This window comes from Maritimibacter harenae, from assembly GCF_009882975.1.
Taxonomy (GTDB): Bacteria; Pseudomonadota; Alphaproteobacteria; order Rhodobacterales; family Rhodobacteraceae; genus Maritimibacter; species Maritimibacter harenae.
On record NZ_WTUX01000011.1, the window covers coordinates 517,222 to 533,311 of the forward strand.

The following is a 16,090-nucleotide window of genomic DNA, read 5'->3' on the forward strand; positions in this document are numbered from 1 at the left end:
AAAGGGGCCCGGAGGCGCTCACGACTGCGTATTTCGCCCCATGCCCCCTTTCCATTCCCGCGCACGCGTGAAATAGGGAAGTGCCAAACGATCCCTCCAAAGGAGACCTCTCATGGAGATTCGCGAGGCGCTGACCTTCGATGATGTTCTACTGGTTCCTGCCGAAAGCACGGTGCTGCCCTCCACGGCGGACACCTCGACCTACGTGACCAAGTCCATCAAGATGAACATCCCGCTCCTGTCCTCGGCGATGGACACGGTGACCGAGGCCCGCATGGCCATCGCAATGGCGCAGGTCGGGGGGATCGGTGTGATCCACAAGAACCTTTCGGTCGAAGAGCAATCCCGCGAAGTGCGGCGCGTGAAGCGTTTCGAAAGCGGGATCGTCTACAACCCGGTGACGCTGACCCCGAACCAGACGCTGGCCGACGCCAAGGCGCTCACGGAACGCTACGGCTTCACCGGCTTCCCGGTGGTCGACGAAGAACGCCGGGTGGTCGGGATCGTCACCAACCGCGACATGCGCTTCGCCCAGCACGAAGACACGCCGGTGCGCGTGATGATGACCTCCGAGAACCTGGCCATCCTGAAGGAGCCCGCCGACCGCGACGAGGCGATCAGCCTGATGAAGTCGCGCCGGATCGAGAAGCTTTTGGTCACCGACGCCGCGGGCAAGCTCACCGGGCTGCTCACGCTGCGCGACACGGAGCAGGCCGTGCTGAACCCCACCGCCTGCAAGGACGACCTGGGCCGCCTGCGCGTCGCGGCCGCCACCAGCGTGGGGGACGCGGGCTTCGAACGGACCGAGGCGCTGGTCGACGCGGGCGCCGACATCGTCGTGATCGACACCGCCCACGGCCATTCGCGCGGTGTGCTCGAGGCTGTGACGCGGGCCAAGCGCATCTCGAACGAGGTGCAGGTCATCGCGGGCAACGTGGCCACCGCCGCGGCCACCCGCGCACTTATCGACGCGGGTGCGGATGCCGTGAAGGTGGGGATCGGCCCTGGCTCGATCTGCACCACCCGCATGGTCGCGGGCGTCGGCGTGCCGCAGCTCACCGCCATCATGGACAGCGTGGCCGAGGCCGACAAGTCCGGCGTGCCGATCATCGCCGACGGCGGCATCAAGTTTTCCGGCGACTTCGCCAAGGCGATCGCCGCCGGCGCGTCCTGCGCGATGGTCGGTTCGATGATCGCGGGGACCGACGAAAGCCCGGGCGAGGTGATCCTCTACCAGGGCCGCTCGTTCAAGAGCTACCGGGGCATGGGCAGCATGGGCGCGATGGCACGCGGCTCGGCGGACCGGTATTTCCAGAAGGACGCCGCCTCCGACAAGCTCGTGCCCGAAGGGATCGAGGGGCAGGTGCCCTACAAGGGTCCGGCCGGCGCGGTGGTCCACCAGCTCGTCGGCGGTCTGCGGGCCGCAATGGGATACACCGGCAACGCCACCGTGGACGAGATGCGCAAATACGCGAATTTCGTGCGCATCACCGGCGCCGGGCTCAAGGAAAGCCACGTCCACGACGTGGCCATCACCCGCGAAAGCCCGAACTACCGGGCCGGCTGATATTTGAGGGGCTTGCGGGCATATCTTTATCCGATGGGTGAGGCATGACGCCCGCCGCGCGGCAGGCGGCCGCGATCGAGGTGCTCGATGCCTGGCTGGGCGGCGATGCGCTCGAGGCCGTTCTGACCCGCTGGGCGCGCCAGAACCGCTATGCCGGGTCGAAGGACCGGGCCGCGATCCGCGACATCGTCTATGACGCCGCGCGTTGCCGCCGCTCGTTCGCCGCCCTCGGCGGGAGCGAGACCGGGCGCGGGCTTGTGCTGGGCGGTCTGCGGGCCGCCGGCGTGGACCCGGACACGATCTTCACCGGGGAACGCTTCGCGCCCGCGCCGCTTGCGGACAGCGAACGCGACACGGTCGATCTTGCCACGCAGCCGGACCCCGTGCGTCACGACATGCCGGACTGGCTCTGGCCCCATCTTTCCGAAAGTCTTGGTCCCGACGCGGGCCCCATTACCGACGCGCTGCGTGACCGCGCCCCGGTCTTCCTGCGCGCGAACCTCGCCCGCACCACCCGCGATGCGGCGCGCGCTGCGCTGGCGGAAGAGGGCATCGAAACCCGGCCGCATACCCTGTCCGACACGGCGCTCGAGGTCACGACCGGCGCCCGGCGCGTGGCGCGAAGCAAGGCCTTCCAAGAGGGGCTGGTGGAATTGCAGGACGCCGCGAGCCAGGCGGTCGTCGACGCGCTTCACGTCACGCCGGGGCTGCGTGTGCTGGATTACTGCGCCGGGGGCGGGGGCAAGGCGCTCGCCCTCGCTGCGCGCGGGGCGGAGGTCACGGCCCATGACATCGACGGCCGGCGCATGTCCGACCTGCCGGAGCGCGCCCGGCGCGCGGGTGTCGATATCGCGCGGATCGCGCCGGGGACGGCCGGGCGCGGCTTCGACCTCGTCTTCGCCGACGCGCCGTGTTCAGGCTCGGGAAGCTGGCGGCGCAACCCGCAGGGGAAGTGGAGCCTCAGTGAAACGGGCCTTGCCGAGCTCTGCCGGACCCAGGCCGAAATCCTCGACGAGATCGCGCCGCGCGTCGCCCCCGGCGGGCGGCTGGCCTATGCCACCTGTTCCCTGCTCGATGCGGAAAATGGGAGGCAGATCAAGCACTTCATCGAACGGACCCCGGGTTGGCGCGGGGTCGCCGAGCATCGGTTCACCCCGCTCGACGGTGGCGACGGGTTCTACCTTGCCGTGCTTGAGCGTGAACCATCCGGTTCACAACCGTAGATTGCAGGCCGATCTTCGCTTAAGCTGCTGTTAACGTTGAAGCGTCCAAAGTTGGGGCGCACGAATCAACCTTGGTGGCCTCTTGTCCCTGACGCTCCTGACACCCGGCCCTGTGACCCGCGTTGCGCAGACGCTGGCGCCGCGGTTGTGGATTCTGCCGGGGCTCGGGGCCATTGCGCTCCTGGCCGCGCTGGTGTCCGGATCGCCCGCTGCCGCGCTCTTCCTCGTCACCCTGGGCGCGACCTTCTGGGCTGTGGCCGGGATCGTGGCCGGTCTGCTCTGGCACCACCGGCAACGCCACAGGTTGCTGGAAAACGTCCTGCGCAGCTTCACACGCGACGACCGGACGCCCACGTTGATCGCCGACGGGGACGGGGCGGTCGACCTGGCCAACGATGCGGCGCGCGATGCGCTGGACGCCCGGCCAGGGCGCGCGCTGGCCGACGTCCTGGCGCCCCTGTGCCTCGAACCCGCCACCATCCTCTACCGCATGCAGAACCGCGCACAGGCGCTCGGCGCCGCCCGGGAGGGTGTGCCGATTCCCGGCGGGCGCCTTGACCTGTCCGTGCACCAGGTGGGTGCGGCGCGTTTCATGTGGCGTATCGACGAGGTGCGGGGTGCACCGGAACCGGCCCGGGCCGGTGAGGACATCGCGATGCCGATGATGCGCGTGTCTGGCGCGGGCACGATCCTTGACATGAACGAGGCGCTGCGCCGCCTTTTGGGCGGGGCGGAGACAACGCTGGACCGCGTGTTCACCGACCTGCCGCTCCGACCGGGCCACATCCACGTGCTCCAGGGCGCGCGCGGCCCGGTGAGCGTGCGGGTTGCAGAGATGGCGCGCGGAGCGGATGAACGGGAAATTTACCTCGTCCCCGACCACGCGCCCACGACGATCGACGCGGGCGGCTGGCCTTTGATCGAGGCCTTGCCGATTCCGCTGCTGAAGCTCGACCGGTCCGGCGAGGTCGCCGCCGCCAATGCACATGCCCGGCGGCTCCTGGGCTGTGAAGAAGCGGTCGGACGGCCCCTCGCGGCGTTGGTGGAGGGGTTGGGGCGGCCCGTGGGCGACTGGCTGGAAGAGGCGTGGCGGGGGCGCAATCTTGGGCGTACCGAAACGGTGCGCGCTGTGCTGCCCGATGAAGAACGGTTCCTTCAAATCGCGCTGGAACGGATGCAGGTGGCCGGGACGGACGTTCTGATCGTCGTGCTGAACGACGCCACCGAGTTCAAATCGCTCGAGCACCAGTTCGTCCAGAGCCAGAAGATGCAGGCGATCGGCCAGCTGGCCGGGGGCGTGGCGCATGATTTCAACAACCTGCTGACCGCGATCACCGGCCATTGCGATCTGCTCCTCCTGCGCCATGAAGAGGAAGACCCCGATTACGCGGACCTCAAGCAGATCTCGCAGAACACCAACCGGGCCGCGGCGCTCGTTGGCCAGCTCCTGGCGTTTTCGCGCAAGCAGACGCTGCGCCCGGACGTGATCGACCTGTCAGACAGCATGGCCGACCTCGTGCATCTGCTGGGCCGGCTGGTGGGCGAGACGGTCCAGCTCGACTATGTCCATGACGCGGACGTGCACCCGGTGCGCGCCGACGTGCGCCAGCTGGAACAGGTGGTGATGAACCTGGTGGTGAACGCGCGCGACGCGATGCCCGAGGGCGGCACGGTGCGGCTCGAGGTGCATAACGTCACGCTTGCCGAGCCGCTCGAGCGCGACCGGGTGCGGGTTCCCCGCGGCGATTACGTGACGATCCGCGTGATCGACACGGGCGTCGGCATTGCGCCATCGCGCCTCAACAAGATCTTCGAACCCTTCCACACCACCAAGCTGGCGGGGAAGGGGACCGGGCTTGGTCTGTCGATGGCCTATGGCATCGTGAAGCAGTCGGGCGGCTTCATCTTCGTCGATTCCGTCGAAGGGGCCGGCACGACCTTCACGCTCTATTTCCCGGTTCACGACCTGCCGCAGGGGGCCGGCGAGTCGCGGGAGGATGCCCCCGCGGCGTCCCTGCCGCAGCCCACCCACGGGGGCGGGGGCGACGATCCGGCGGGCACCGTGCTCCTGGTCGAGGACGAGGGGCCGGTGCGCGCCTTCGCTTCGCGCGCCTTGTCCCTGCGCGGTCACACCGTGCTCGAGGCGGACAACGCCGAAACCGCGCTCGCGCTGCTCGAGGACCCGGAGCTTGCCGTGGACGTGGTCGTGACCGACGTGATCATGCCCGGCATGGACGGGCCGACCTGGGTGAGCCGCGCGCTGGAAGACCGACCCGGCGTGAAGGTGGTGTTCGTTTCCGGCTACGCGGAGGAATCGGTCGCCGACCACCAGATGCGGATCCCGAACGCGGTCTTTCTGCCCAAACCGTTCTCGCTCAAGGCGCTTGCCGCCACGGTCGCCGACCAGCTCCACTGAGCCAAGCACCTGTTTTCCGGCCGTAAAATCGGCACCCCGCCGACGTAAAAGGTTTCTTAACCCTCCGCTGGTCACAGTGGAAGGGTAGAATTTTCTTGAAATGTTCTCTTTTGTTCCGCATGAAGGTCGCAAGAACAAGAGGCGAACAAGAGCACAATTGCTGCCCGGCACCGGGTGTGGAATAAGGATCGGAAACATGGCAACCGCAAACCTCCTGGATCTCGATATGAAACGCGACAGCGAGAAGCAGAAAGCGCTCGATTCGGCCCTGGCCCAGATCGAGCGGCAGTTCGGCAAGGGCTCGATCATGAAGCTCGGCGCCGACAACCCGGTGGCCGAGATCGCCTCGACCTCGACCGGGTCGCTGGGGCTCGACATCGCCCTGGGGATCGGCGGCCTGCCGAAGGGCCGGATCATCGAGGTCTATGGTCCCGAAAGCTCCGGCAAGACGACGCTGACGCTTCATTGCGTGGCCGAGGAACAGAAGAAGGGCGGCGTCTGCGCCTTCGTCGACGCCGAACATGCGCTCGACCCGCAATACGCCAAGCGCCTTGGCGTGGATCTCGACGAACTCCTGATCTCGCAGCCCGACACCGGCGAACAGGCGCTCGAAATCGTCGATACGCTGGTGCGTTCGGGTGCGGTGAACATGGTCGTGGTCGACTCGGTCGCCGCGCTCACCCCGAAATCCGAGCTCGAGGGCGACATGGGTGATTCCAGCGTCGGCGTTCAGGCCCGGCTGATGAGCCAGGCGATGCGCAAACTCACCGGCTCCATTTCGCGCTCGAACTGCATGGTGGTCTTCATCAACCAGATCCGGATGAAGATCGGCGTGATGTTCGGCTCGCCCGAAACCACCACCGGGGGCAACGCGCTCAAGTTCTATTCCTCCGTGCGCCTCGACATCCGGCGCATCGGCGCGATCAAGGACCGCGACGAGGTCGTGGGCAACGCCACCCGCGTGAAGGTCGTGAAGAACAAGGTCGCGCCGCCGTTCAAGCAGGTCGAGTTCGACATCATGTACGGCGAGGGCATCTCGAAGACCGGCGAACTGCTGGATCTCGGGGTGAAGGCCGGCGTGGTCGAGAAATCGGGTGCATGGTTCAGCTACGGTGACGAACGCATCGGGCAGGGGCGTGAGAATTCCAAGACGTTCCTCAAGGAAAACCCCTCGATCGCGCTCGAGATCGAAGACAAGATCCGTGCCGCCCACGGGCTCGACTTCGACATGAGGGGCGGTGATTTCGACGACGCGGACGTCGTCGAGGAATAGGCGCGTCCGGCGGCGACGCCCAAGGAAATACCTCGGAGAAGGCGGGCCGCGGCCCGCCTTTTTTCGTCGTGGTGGACACTTGGCCGAGCCGCCGATAAACCGGGCGAACCGAAACCTTCGAACGCCCGGACCGCACCAATGGCCAGCCTGAACGATATCCGCTCCACCTTCCTCGGCTACTTCGAGAAAAACGGCCACCGGGTCGTGGACAGCAGCCCGCTTGTCCCCCGCAACGACCCGACGCTGATGTTCACCAACTCCGGCATGGTTCAGTTCAAGAACCTGTTCACCGGGGTCGAGCACCGCGACTACACCCGCGCGACCACCGCGCAGAAATGCGTGCGCGCCGGCGGCAAGCACAACGACCTCGACAACGTGGGCTACACCGCGCGCCACCACACGTTCTTCGAGATGCTCGGCAACTTCTCTTTCGGGGACTACTTCAAGAAAGAGGCGATCCCGTTCGCCTGGGAGCTGATCACCAAGGAATTCGGCATTCCGAAGGACAAGCTCTACGCCACCGTCTTCCACACCGACGACGAGGCGTTCGAGATCTGGAAGAAGGTCGGCGTGCCGGAGGACCGGATCATCCGCATCGCGACCTCCGACAACTTCTGGCAGATGGGGCCGACCGGCCCCTGTGGCCCCTGCACCGAGATCTTCTACGACCACGGCGATCACATCTGGGGTGGCCCTCCGGGCTCGCCCGAAGAGGACGGGGACCGGTTCATCGAGATCTGGAACATCGTCTTCATGCAGAACGAGCAGTTCGAGGACGGCTCGATGCGCGAACTCGACATGCAGTCGATCGACACCGGCATGGGGCTGGAGCGGATCGGGGCACTGCTCCAGGGCAGCCACGACAACTACGACACCGACCTCTTCAAGGCGCTGATCGAATCCTCGGCGCACCAGACCGGGGTCGACCCGTATGGCGACCACAACGTCCACCACCGGGTGATCGCCGATCACCTGCGCTCGACTTCGTTCCTGATCGCCGACGGCGTGATGCCCTCGAACGAAGGCCGGGGTTACGTGCTGCGCCGGATCATGCGCCGCGCGATGCGTCACGCGCACCTGCTGGGCGCGCAGGACCCGGTGATGCACCGGCTCGTGCCGACGCTCGTGGGCCTTATGGGGCAGGCATACCCGGAGCTGGGGCGCGCCCAGTCGCTGATCGAGGAGACGCTCCTGACCGAGGAAACCCGGTTCAAGGCGACGCTCGACCGGGGCCTGAAGCTGCTCGACGAAGAGCTGGGCAAGCTGCCCGAGGGCGCCGCACTGCCGGGCGAGGCGGCGTTCAAGCTCTACGACACCTACGGCTTCCCCCTCGACCTCACGCAGGACGCGCTGCGCGAGCGTGAGCGCATCGTGGATACCGAGGGCTTCGATGCGGCGATGGCGGAGCAGAAGGCCAAGGCACGCGCGGCCTGGTCCGGTTCCGGCGAGGCCGCGGATGCGACCATCTGGTTCGACATCGCCGAGGAGAAGGGCACGACCGAGTTCCTGGGCTACGACACGGAACATGCCGAGGGCCAGATCATGGCGCTCGTCCATGACGGCGCGCGCGTCGACCGCGTGGGCAAGGGCGAAGAGGTCCAGCTGGTCGTGAACCAGACCCCGTTCTACGCGGAAGCTGGCGGCCAGGTGGGCGACACCGGCCTGATCGCGTCCGAGACGGGCAAGGCACGCGTGCGCGACACCAAGAAGGTCGCGGGCGTCTTCATCCATTTCGCCACCGTCGAGGACGGCGAGCTCTCCGTGGGACAGGGCGCCGAGCTGTCGGTCGACCACCTGCGCCGCACCGCGATCCGCGCCAACCACTCCGCCACGCACCTCATCCACGAGGCGCTGCGCGAGGAGCTGGGCGATCACGTGGCGCAGCGCGGCTCGCTCAACGCGCCCGACCGGCTGCGTTTCGACTTCAGCCACACCAAGGCGCTCACCGCGCAGGAGATGGCGAACGTCAGCCGCGAGGTGAATGCCTACATCCGCCAGAACGCGCCGGTCGAGACCCGCATCATGACGCCGGACGATGCCCGCGAGATCGGGGCGCAGGCGCTTTTCGGCGAGAAATACGGTGACGAGGTGCGCGTGGTGTCGATGGGCAAGTCGCCGACCGGCAAGGGGACCGACGGCAACACCTACTCGATCGAGCTGTGCGGCGGTACCCACGTGAACCGCACCGGCGACATCGGGTTGTGCGTGATCCTGGGCGACAGCGCGTCGTCGGCCGGCGTGCGCCGGATCGAGGCGCTGACGGGGAAAGAGGCCTTCGCCTACCTCCAGGAGGAAGCCCAGCGCATGGCCGAGGTGGCCGGTACGCTCAAGACCCAGCCGGCCGAGGTCGTGGACCGCGTGAAGACGCTGATGGACGAGCGCCGCAAGCTCGAGGACGAAGTGGCCAAACTGCGCCGCGAGCTCGCCATGTCCGGCGGCGGCGCTGCCGCACCCGAGGCGGAAGAGGTGAACGGCGTGCCGTTCTTCGCCCAGGTCCTGTCCGGCGTGTCCGGGCGTGACCTGCCGCCGCTGATCGACGAGCACAAGACGCGGCTCGGGACCGGCGCCGTGCTTCTCGTCGCCGACGTGGACGGCAAGGCGGCCGTGGCCGCCGGCGTGACCGACGACCTGACCGACAAGGTATCGGCCGTGGACCTCGTGCGCGCGGCGGTGGCCGAGCTGGGCGGCAAGGGCGGCGGCGGCCGTCCCGACATGGCCCAGGGTGGCGGCAAGGATCCGTCCAACGCCGACGCCGCCATCCAAGCCGCGAAAACAATCATCGGAGGATAAGATGCCCGCACTCTGGATCGCCCACGTCACCGTCACGGACGCCGACGCCTATGGCAAATACGCCGAACTCGCCGGTCCCGCGATCGCCAAGCACGGCGGCAAGTTCATCGCCCGCGGCGGCCGCTTCGTGCAACTGGAGGGCAAGGAGCGCCCGCGCAACGTGGTCGCGAAGTTCGACAGCGTGGAGGCGGCCGAGGCCTGCTATCACTCGCCGGAATACCAGGAGGCCCTGAGCCACGCGAAGGGTGCATCCGAGCGCGAACTGATGATCGTGGAGACGAGCGAGTAAGCCGGTCCCGCATCGCCGCCCATCCGGCGTCCCGACATGAAAACACCGGCGTCCATCGGGCGCCGGTGTTTTCGTTTCAATGGGTGGGCGCGGGGCCTCAGCCGTTCGCCTTGGCCGCCCGCTTGCGCTCGTGCGGGTCCAGGTGGCGCTTGCGCAGCCGGATCGCGTTCGGTGTGACCTCGACCAGCTCGTCGTCGTTGATGTAGGCGATGGCCTCTTCCAGCGACAGGATGGTCGGCGGGGTCAGGCGCACCGCGTCGTCGGTGCCCGAGGCACGGACGTTGGTGAGCTTCTTGCCCTTGAGCGGGTTCACCTCGAGGTCGTTTTCCCGGCTGTGCTCACCGATGATCATGCCCTGGTACACCTTCTCCTGCGGCGAAACGAACATCTTGCCGCGCTCCTCGAGGTTCCACAGGGCATAGGCCACGGCCTCGCCATCCTCCATCGAGATCAGAACGCCCGCGCGCCGGCCCGGGATCGCGCCCTTGTGCGGGGTCCAGCCGTGGAAGACGCGGTTCAGCACGCCGGTGCCGCGCGTGTCGGTGAGGAATTCGCCGTGGTAGCCGATGAGACCGCGCGACGGCACGTGGGCCACGATGCGCGTCTTGCCGGCACCCGCCGGCTTCATCTCGACCAGTTCGCCCTTGCGGGTGCCGGTGAGCTTCTCGATCACGGCGCCGGAATATTCGTCGTCCACGTCGATGGTGGCTTCCTCGACCGGCTCCATCGTCTGGCCATCCTGTTCGCGCATGATGACCTGCGGGCGCGAGATCGACAGTTCGAATCCCTCGCGGCGCATGTTCTCGATCAGGACGCCCATCTGGAGTTCGCCGCGACCCGAGACCTCGAAGGCCTCGCCGCCCGGCGTGTCGGCGATCTTGATCGCCACGTTGGATTCGGCTTCCTTCATCAAGCGGTCGCGGATGACGCGGCTCTGCACCTTCTTGCCATCGCGGCCCGCGAGGGGGCTGTCGTTGATGCCGAAGGTGACGGTGATGGTCGGCGGGTCGATCGGCTGGGCTTCCAGCGGCTCGTCGACCGCCAGCGCGCAGATCGTGTCCGACACGGTCGCCTTGGCCATCCCGGCGAGCGAGACGATGTCGCCCGCGACCGCCTCTTCGATCTCGGTCTGGCCGAGGCCGCGGAAGGCGAGGATCTTGGAGACCCGGAATTGTTCGATCTTCTGCCCGATGCGGCTGATCGCCTGCACCGTGGCCCCGGCCTTGAGCCGGCCGCTCTCGACCCGGCCCGTGAGGATGCGGCCCAGGAACGGATCCGCGCCGAGCGTGGTCGCCAGCATCGAGAAATCCTCGTCCTGGTGGGCGATCTGGCGCGGCTTGGGTACGTGGTTCACGATCAGGTTGAAGAGCGCCTCGAGGTTCTTGCGCGGCCCGTCGAGCTCGGCATCCGCCCAGCCGGCACGGCCCGAGGCGTACATGTGCGGGAAGTCGAGCTGGTCGTCGTCCGCACCGAGGTTCGCGAAGAGGTCGAAGACCTCGTCGAGCGCGCGGTCGGGCTCCGCGTCCGGCTTGTCGACCTTGTTGAGCACCACGATCGGGCGCAGGCCCAGTGCCAGCGCCTTGGAGGTGACGAACTTGGTCTGCGGCATGGGGCCTTCGGCCGCGTCCACCAGCAGCACGACGCCGTCGACCATCGAAAGGATGCGCTCGACCTCGCCGCCGAAGTCGGCGTGGCCCGGCGTGTCCACGATGTTGATGCGCGTGCTCTTCCATTCCACGCTCGTCGCCTTGGCGAGGATGGTGATCCCGCGCTCGCGTTCGAGATCGTTGGAATCCATCGCCCGTTCGGCGACCGCCTGGTTTTCGCGGAAAGCCCCCGACTGTTTCAGAAGCTCGTCCACGAGCGTGGTCTTGCCGTGGTCCACGTGGGCGATGATGGCGATGTTGCGAAGGTCCATTCGTTGCGTCCTTAGTCCTGCTCAGGCGGGCCATACAGGGGGACGGGCGGAATGGCTAGGCCCAAAGGGTCAAAGCGTGGCGAGCCAGTCGATCAACAGGCGATTGACCGCCTCGGGGGCCTCCTGCTGGGTCCAGTGCCCGACGCCGGGCAACGTGTGACAGCCGCGCAGATCGGCAAGCCCGCGCGACAGGATCTCGGCCGTGTCGCCCCGGAACATGGTCAGGACCGGATCGCGGTCGCCCCCGATGAAGAGGCTTGGCTGCTGGATCACCGGGTTCGATGGATGGGCTTTCAGGAACGCATGGTCCCGGCGCGAATTGCGGTAGCGGTTGAGCGGGCCGCGAAAACCCGACCGCTCGAAATCGGCCGTGTAGGTGTCGAGGTCTTCCTGGGTGAGCCACGACAACGGCATCTCGGGGCGCGCGATCCCTTCGAGGACGCCCGCGCCATGCGGCTTGTCCGTGGGCCACCCGCCGGGGCCGACTTCGCCCGACCAGGCGGAGTAGAACTTGATGAGACTGTCCTCCGGGTCGGCTTCGAGCTCGGCTTCGGCCACGCCCTCGTCCTGGAAGTAGACCTGGTAGAAGAACCGGCCCTTGTCGGTGAAAAGCTTGCGGAAGAGGTCGATGGGCGCCTGGTCGCCCGGCGCGGTATAGGGGACCGACAATCCCGCGACGGCGCGGAAGGTGTCCGGGTGAAGCCGGGCCGCGTTCCACGCAAGCGGCGCGCCCCAATCATGGCCGATTATGATGGCGGGTTCATCCGACAACGCGCGTGCGAGCCCGGCGAGATCGGCTGTCATGGTCTCCATGTCGTAGGCTTCGACCGGCATGGGGCGGTCCGACCCGCCGTAGCCGCGCATGTCGGGGACCGCCACACGGAAACCCGCGGCGGTGAGCGCCGGGATCTGGTGGCGCCAGGAATACCAGGTTTCGGGGAACCCGTGGACGAGCACGACGAGCGGCCCGTCCCCCTCGACCATCGCGCGCAGGGTGATCCCGTTGGTCTCGATCCGTTCGAATGGCATTGGCTTTCCTCCCTTCCGCGATCAGGACGGGCGCGCGGCGCCCTGTCAATCGGAGCGCAGCGTCAGGAGCGCGCGACGTAGCGGTCGCGCCGGTGATTGAGCGCGATGATCACGTTCAGGAAGGCCGCGCCCAGAAGGGACCAGAGCACCGTCATCGGGTCGAACAGGAAGAAGGCGACGATGAAGACGCCCGCGTCGAAGATGAGCTGGGTGACGCCCGCACGGAAGTCGAACCGGTCCTGAAGATAGAGCGCCAGCATCCCGATCCCACCCAGCGACGCCCCGTGGCGGAAGAAGGACAGAAGGCCGAGGCCCGCGCAGACCGACCCGATGATCGCGCCGTAGACCGGGTGCGGCATGTCGATCGTCAGGGTGGCGGCGAAGAACTCGGTGCAGCTCGACATCATCATGACGGCGATGAAGCTCTTGATCGTGAACATCCAGCCCATGCGCAGGGCGGCGAAGACATAGAAGGGCAGGTTGAGAAGGAAGAAGACCAGGCCGAAGGGCCAGCCGCCCAGGTAGGACCCGATGAGCGCCGCCCCGGCGATCTGGCCGGTGAAGAGCCCGGCCGTCTGGAGGAACACGATGCCCAGCGCCACGAGCGTGGTGGCGATCACGAACGCGACCGCGTCCTCGACAAGGCTGTGGCGGTCGGGCGGGGCGGAAAGGAGCAGCATCTAGTGCGGCGCCGTGCGCGAGAACAGGTGGATCACGAGGATTCCCGCGAGGATCATCGCCATGCCCGCGAGCGCGGGCAGGTCGAGCTTCTGGCCGAAGACGAGGAAACCGATGATCGCGATCAGGACGATCCCCAGCCCCGACCAGATGGCATAGGCGATGCCCACCGGCAGGAACTTGAGTGCCCAGCCCAGGAGCACGAAGGAAATCGCGTAGGCCACTACCACGATCAGCGACGGGCCCAGGCGCGAGAACTGCTGGCTGGCCTGGAGCGCGGTGGTGCCGATGGTCTCGGCGACCACGGCGAAGAACAGGATGAGGTAGGGCATCAGGCGTCCACGCTTTCTGCGATCCAGGCAAGGTAGTCGGGCGTGCTCCAGGCGACGGGCAGCGCCGTGATCTGCGGCACGTCGTAGGGGTGGCTGGCGCGCACGCGTTCGGCCAGGGCCGGCAGGGCGGCATGCAACGTCTTCGCGGTCAGGAGCCATTCCGGCTCGTCCTCGACCGCGCCCTCCCAGGTGTAGACCGAGGTCACGCGCCCGACCTGGCCGCAGGCGATCAGCCGCGCCTCGACCAGCATAGCGGCCGCGCCGTGGGCGGCGGCTTCGTCCGGGTAGGTGATCTGCACTTCGACAGCATCGGTCATGGGCGGGCTCCTTTCACGGGCGACGCTACGCCCGGGCGCGTGCGAAGGGAAGGGAGGTGATCTCGGGGCCGTCCGGCCTCCGCTCACTCCTCAGCCCAGCGCCTTCTGAAGGTTCCGGTCCACAGCGTCGAGGAAACCGGTGGTGGTGAGCCAGCCCTGGTCCGGACCCACGAGAAGCGCCAAGTCCTTGGTCATCTGCCCGCCCTCGACCGTGTCGATCACCGTCTGCTCCAGCGTCTCCGCGAACGCCTTCAGACGGTCGTTGCCATCGAGCTTAGCCCGGTGCTTGAGTGCACCGGTCCAGGCGTAGATCGAGGCGATCGAATTCGTCGAGGTCGCCTCGCCCTTCTGGTGCTGTCGGTAGTGACGGGTGACGGTGCCGTGCGCGGCCTCGGCCTCGACGATCTGCCCGTCGGGCGTCATCAGCTGGCTCGTCATGAGTCCCAGGGAGCCGTAGCCCTGGGCCACGGTGTCCGACTGCACGTCACCGTCGTAGTTCTTGCAGGCCCAGACGTAGCCCCCCGACCACTTGAGCGAGGAGGCGACCATGTCGTCGATCAGCCGGTGTTCGTACCAGAGCCCGGCGGCCTTGAACCTGTCCTCGAACTCCTCTTCGTAGACCTTTTGGAACAGGTCCTTGAAGCGCCCGTCATAGGCCTTGATGATCGTGTTCTTGGTGGACAGGTAGACCGGCCAGCCCAGGTTCAGCCCGTAATTGAAGCTCGCGCGCGCGAAATCGATGATCGAGGCGTCGAGGTTGTACATCGCCATCGTGACGCCGGGTCCGGGCGCGTCGTAGACTTCGCGCTCGATGACCGTGCCGTCCTCGCCCTCGAACTTGAGCGTGATCTTGCCCTTGCCGGGGAAGGTGAAGTCGGTGGCCTTGTACTGATCGCCGAAGGCGTGACGCCCGACGACGACCGGTTTCGTCCAGCCGGGCACGAGCCGGGGGACGTTGCGGCAGATGATCGGCTGGCGGAAGACGACGCCCCCGAGGATGTTGCGGATCGTCCCGTTTGGCGACTTCCACATCTTCTTCAGCCCGAATTCCTCGACCCGGGCCTCGTCCGGGGTGATCGTGGCGCATTTGACGCCCACCCCCACCTCCTTGATCTTCTCGGCGGCGTCGACCGTGATCCGGTCGTCCGTGCGGTCGCGCTCCTGGATCGAGAGGTCGTAGTAGAGCAGGTCGATGTCGAGGTAGGGCTCGATCAGCTGTCGCTTGATCAGGTCCCAGATGATGCGCGTCATCTCGTCGCCGTCGATATCGACGATGGGGTTGTCGACCTTGATCCTGTCCATCGGGCAGCCTCCTGGGGTTCGTTCGCCCCGACCCTAGCGGTTCTGCACCTGCAGCAAAAGGCGGGGTCGCGCCATGCACCGGGCAGGCGGCTGCGCCGCCTCAGGAGGACCAGTCCTCCTGACCTCCTGAAGTATTTGTCGAACGATGAAGGATCACGAAGGCCAGTCGGGCTTTCGTTTCTCGATGAAGGCCTGGATGCCCTCGGAGGTGTCCTCGTTCATCATGTTGTGGGTCATCACGTCGCCGGTGAAGGCGTAGGCCGCGTCGAGCGGCATCTGGATCTGTTCGTAGAACGCCTGCTTGCCGATGCGCACGGCGGAGGCCAGCTTGCTTGCCACGGTTTCGGCGAGGGCGCGGGTTTCGGCTTCCTGATCCTCCGGGGCGACGACGCGGTTCACGAGACCGATCTCGCGCGCCCGGGTCGCGTCGATGAATTCGCCGGTGGTCAGCATCTCGAACGCCTGCTTGCGCGGCACGTTGCGGCTCAGCGCCACCATCGGCGTCGAGCAGAAGAGACCGATGTTGACCCCGTTCACACCGAAGCGCGTGCCCTCGGCCGCCACGGCCATGTCACAGGAGGCGACGAGCTGGCAGCCGGCGGCGGTCGCGATCCCGTGGGGGCGCGCGATCACCGGTTGGGGCAGGGTGGGGATGAGCTGCATCACCTCGCCGCAGCGGGTGAAGAGATCGGCGAAATAGGCGCGCCCGCCGTTCTCGGCCTGGCGCCCGGCCTGCATTTCCTTGAGGTCGTGGCCGGCGCAGAATGCCTTGCCGGCGCCCGCCAGGATCACCGCCTTGATCGAGCGGTCGTCGCGCAGGCGCGTGAACTCGGCCTTGAGCGCGGCCAGCATGTCGTCGGAGAGCGCGTTCAGCGCGCCCGGGTTGTTCATCGTCAGCGTCGCGATTGACGCGGCGTCCTCGCGCAGAAGCAGCTCGGCCATCTTGTCCTCCTCTA

At 67.1% G+C, this 16,090-nt stretch carries 13 protein-coding genes; 6 read left to right on the forward strand and 7 right to left on the reverse strand.

The window, feature by feature from the left end:
- Nucleotides 1–112: 112 nt before the first annotated feature.
- The 6 genes from guaB (at nucleotide 113) to GQE99_RS09265 (ending at nucleotide 9,558) form a co-directional block, all read left to right on the forward strand.
- On the forward strand, nucleotides 113–1,567 hold the full coding sequence (guaB, locus tag GQE99_RS09240) for an IMP dehydrogenase (protein WP_161351300.1): 1,455 nt from the start codon (nucleotides 113–115) through the stop codon (nucleotides 1,565–1,567).
- Between the two features lie 44 nt (nucleotides 1,568–1,611).
- A complete protein-coding gene (locus GQE99_RS09245; protein WP_161351301.1) occupies nucleotides 1,612–2,790 on the forward strand; it encodes an RsmB/NOP family class I SAM-dependent RNA methyltransferase in 1,179 nt (392 codons plus the stop codon).
- Nucleotides 2,791–2,872: 82 nt separating this feature from the next.
- Nucleotides 2,873–5,206, forward strand: a complete 2,334-nt coding sequence (locus GQE99_RS09250) for a hybrid sensor histidine kinase/response regulator (RefSeq protein ID WP_235917165.1) — start codon at nucleotides 2,873–2,875, stop codon at nucleotides 5,204–5,206.
- 196 nt (nucleotides 5,207–5,402) lie between these two features.
- On the forward strand, nucleotides 5,403–6,479 hold the full coding sequence (gene recA / locus GQE99_RS09255; RefSeq protein WP_161351302.1) for a recombinase RecA: 1,077 nt from the start codon (nucleotides 5,403–5,405) through the stop codon (nucleotides 6,477–6,479).
- 138 nt (nucleotides 6,480–6,617) lie between these two features.
- Nucleotides 6,618–9,269: an alanine--tRNA ligase gene (gene alaS / locus GQE99_RS09260; protein WP_161351303.1), complete on the forward strand. Its 2,652-nt coding sequence runs from the start codon at nucleotides 6,618–6,620 to the stop codon at nucleotides 9,267–9,269.
- Between the two features lies 1 nt (nucleotide 9,270).
- Nucleotides 9,271–9,558: a DUF1330 domain-containing protein gene (locus GQE99_RS09265; RefSeq protein WP_161351304.1), complete on the forward strand. Its 288-nt coding sequence runs from the start codon at nucleotides 9,271–9,273 to the stop codon at nucleotides 9,556–9,558.
- 97 nt (nucleotides 9,559–9,655) lie between these two features.
- Here GQE99_RS09265 and typA read toward each other — a convergent pair whose 3' ends face one another.
- The 7 genes from typA to GQE99_RS09300 form a co-directional block, all read right to left on the reverse strand.
- A complete protein-coding gene (gene typA / locus GQE99_RS09270) occupies nucleotides 9,656–11,476 on the reverse strand; it encodes a translational GTPase TypA (protein ID WP_161351305.1) in 1,821 nt (606 codons plus the stop codon).
- A 69-nt stretch (nucleotides 11,477–11,545) separates the two neighbouring features.
- Nucleotides 11,546–12,505, reverse strand: coding sequence for an alpha/beta fold hydrolase (locus tag GQE99_RS09275; protein ID WP_161351306.1), 960 nt, complete (start codon nucleotides 12,503–12,505; stop codon nucleotides 11,546–11,548).
- A 62-nt stretch (nucleotides 12,506–12,567) separates the two neighbouring features.
- Nucleotides 12,568–13,185 (reverse strand): YitT family protein, encoded by a 618-nt coding sequence (locus tag GQE99_RS09280; protein ID WP_161351307.1) that lies wholly within the window; start codon nucleotides 13,183–13,185, stop codon nucleotides 12,568–12,570.
- The gene (locus tag GQE99_RS09285; protein ID WP_407943791.1) at nucleotides 13,186–13,518 is read right to left on the reverse strand and encodes an SMR family transporter; all 333 of its coding nucleotides are present in this window, start codon (nucleotides 13,516–13,518) and stop codon (nucleotides 13,186–13,188) included.
- Nucleotides 13,515–13,832 (reverse strand): divalent-cation tolerance protein CutA, encoded by a 318-nt coding sequence (cutA, locus tag GQE99_RS09290; protein WP_161351309.1) that lies wholly within the window; start codon nucleotides 13,830–13,832, stop codon nucleotides 13,515–13,517. Before cutA ends, GQE99_RS09285 begins: the two co-directional genes overlap by 4 nt.
- Before the next feature lie 90 nt (nucleotides 13,833–13,922).
- Nucleotides 13,923–15,134: an NADP-dependent isocitrate dehydrogenase gene (locus tag GQE99_RS09295; RefSeq protein ID WP_161351310.1), complete on the reverse strand. Its 1,212-nt coding sequence runs from the start codon at nucleotides 15,132–15,134 to the stop codon at nucleotides 13,923–13,925.
- Nucleotides 15,135–15,287: 153 nt separating this feature from the next.
- Nucleotides 15,288–16,076, reverse strand: coding sequence for an enoyl-CoA hydratase (locus GQE99_RS09300; RefSeq protein WP_161351311.1), 789 nt, complete (start codon nucleotides 16,074–16,076; stop codon nucleotides 15,288–15,290).
- Nucleotides 16,077–16,090 lie beyond the last annotated feature (14 nt).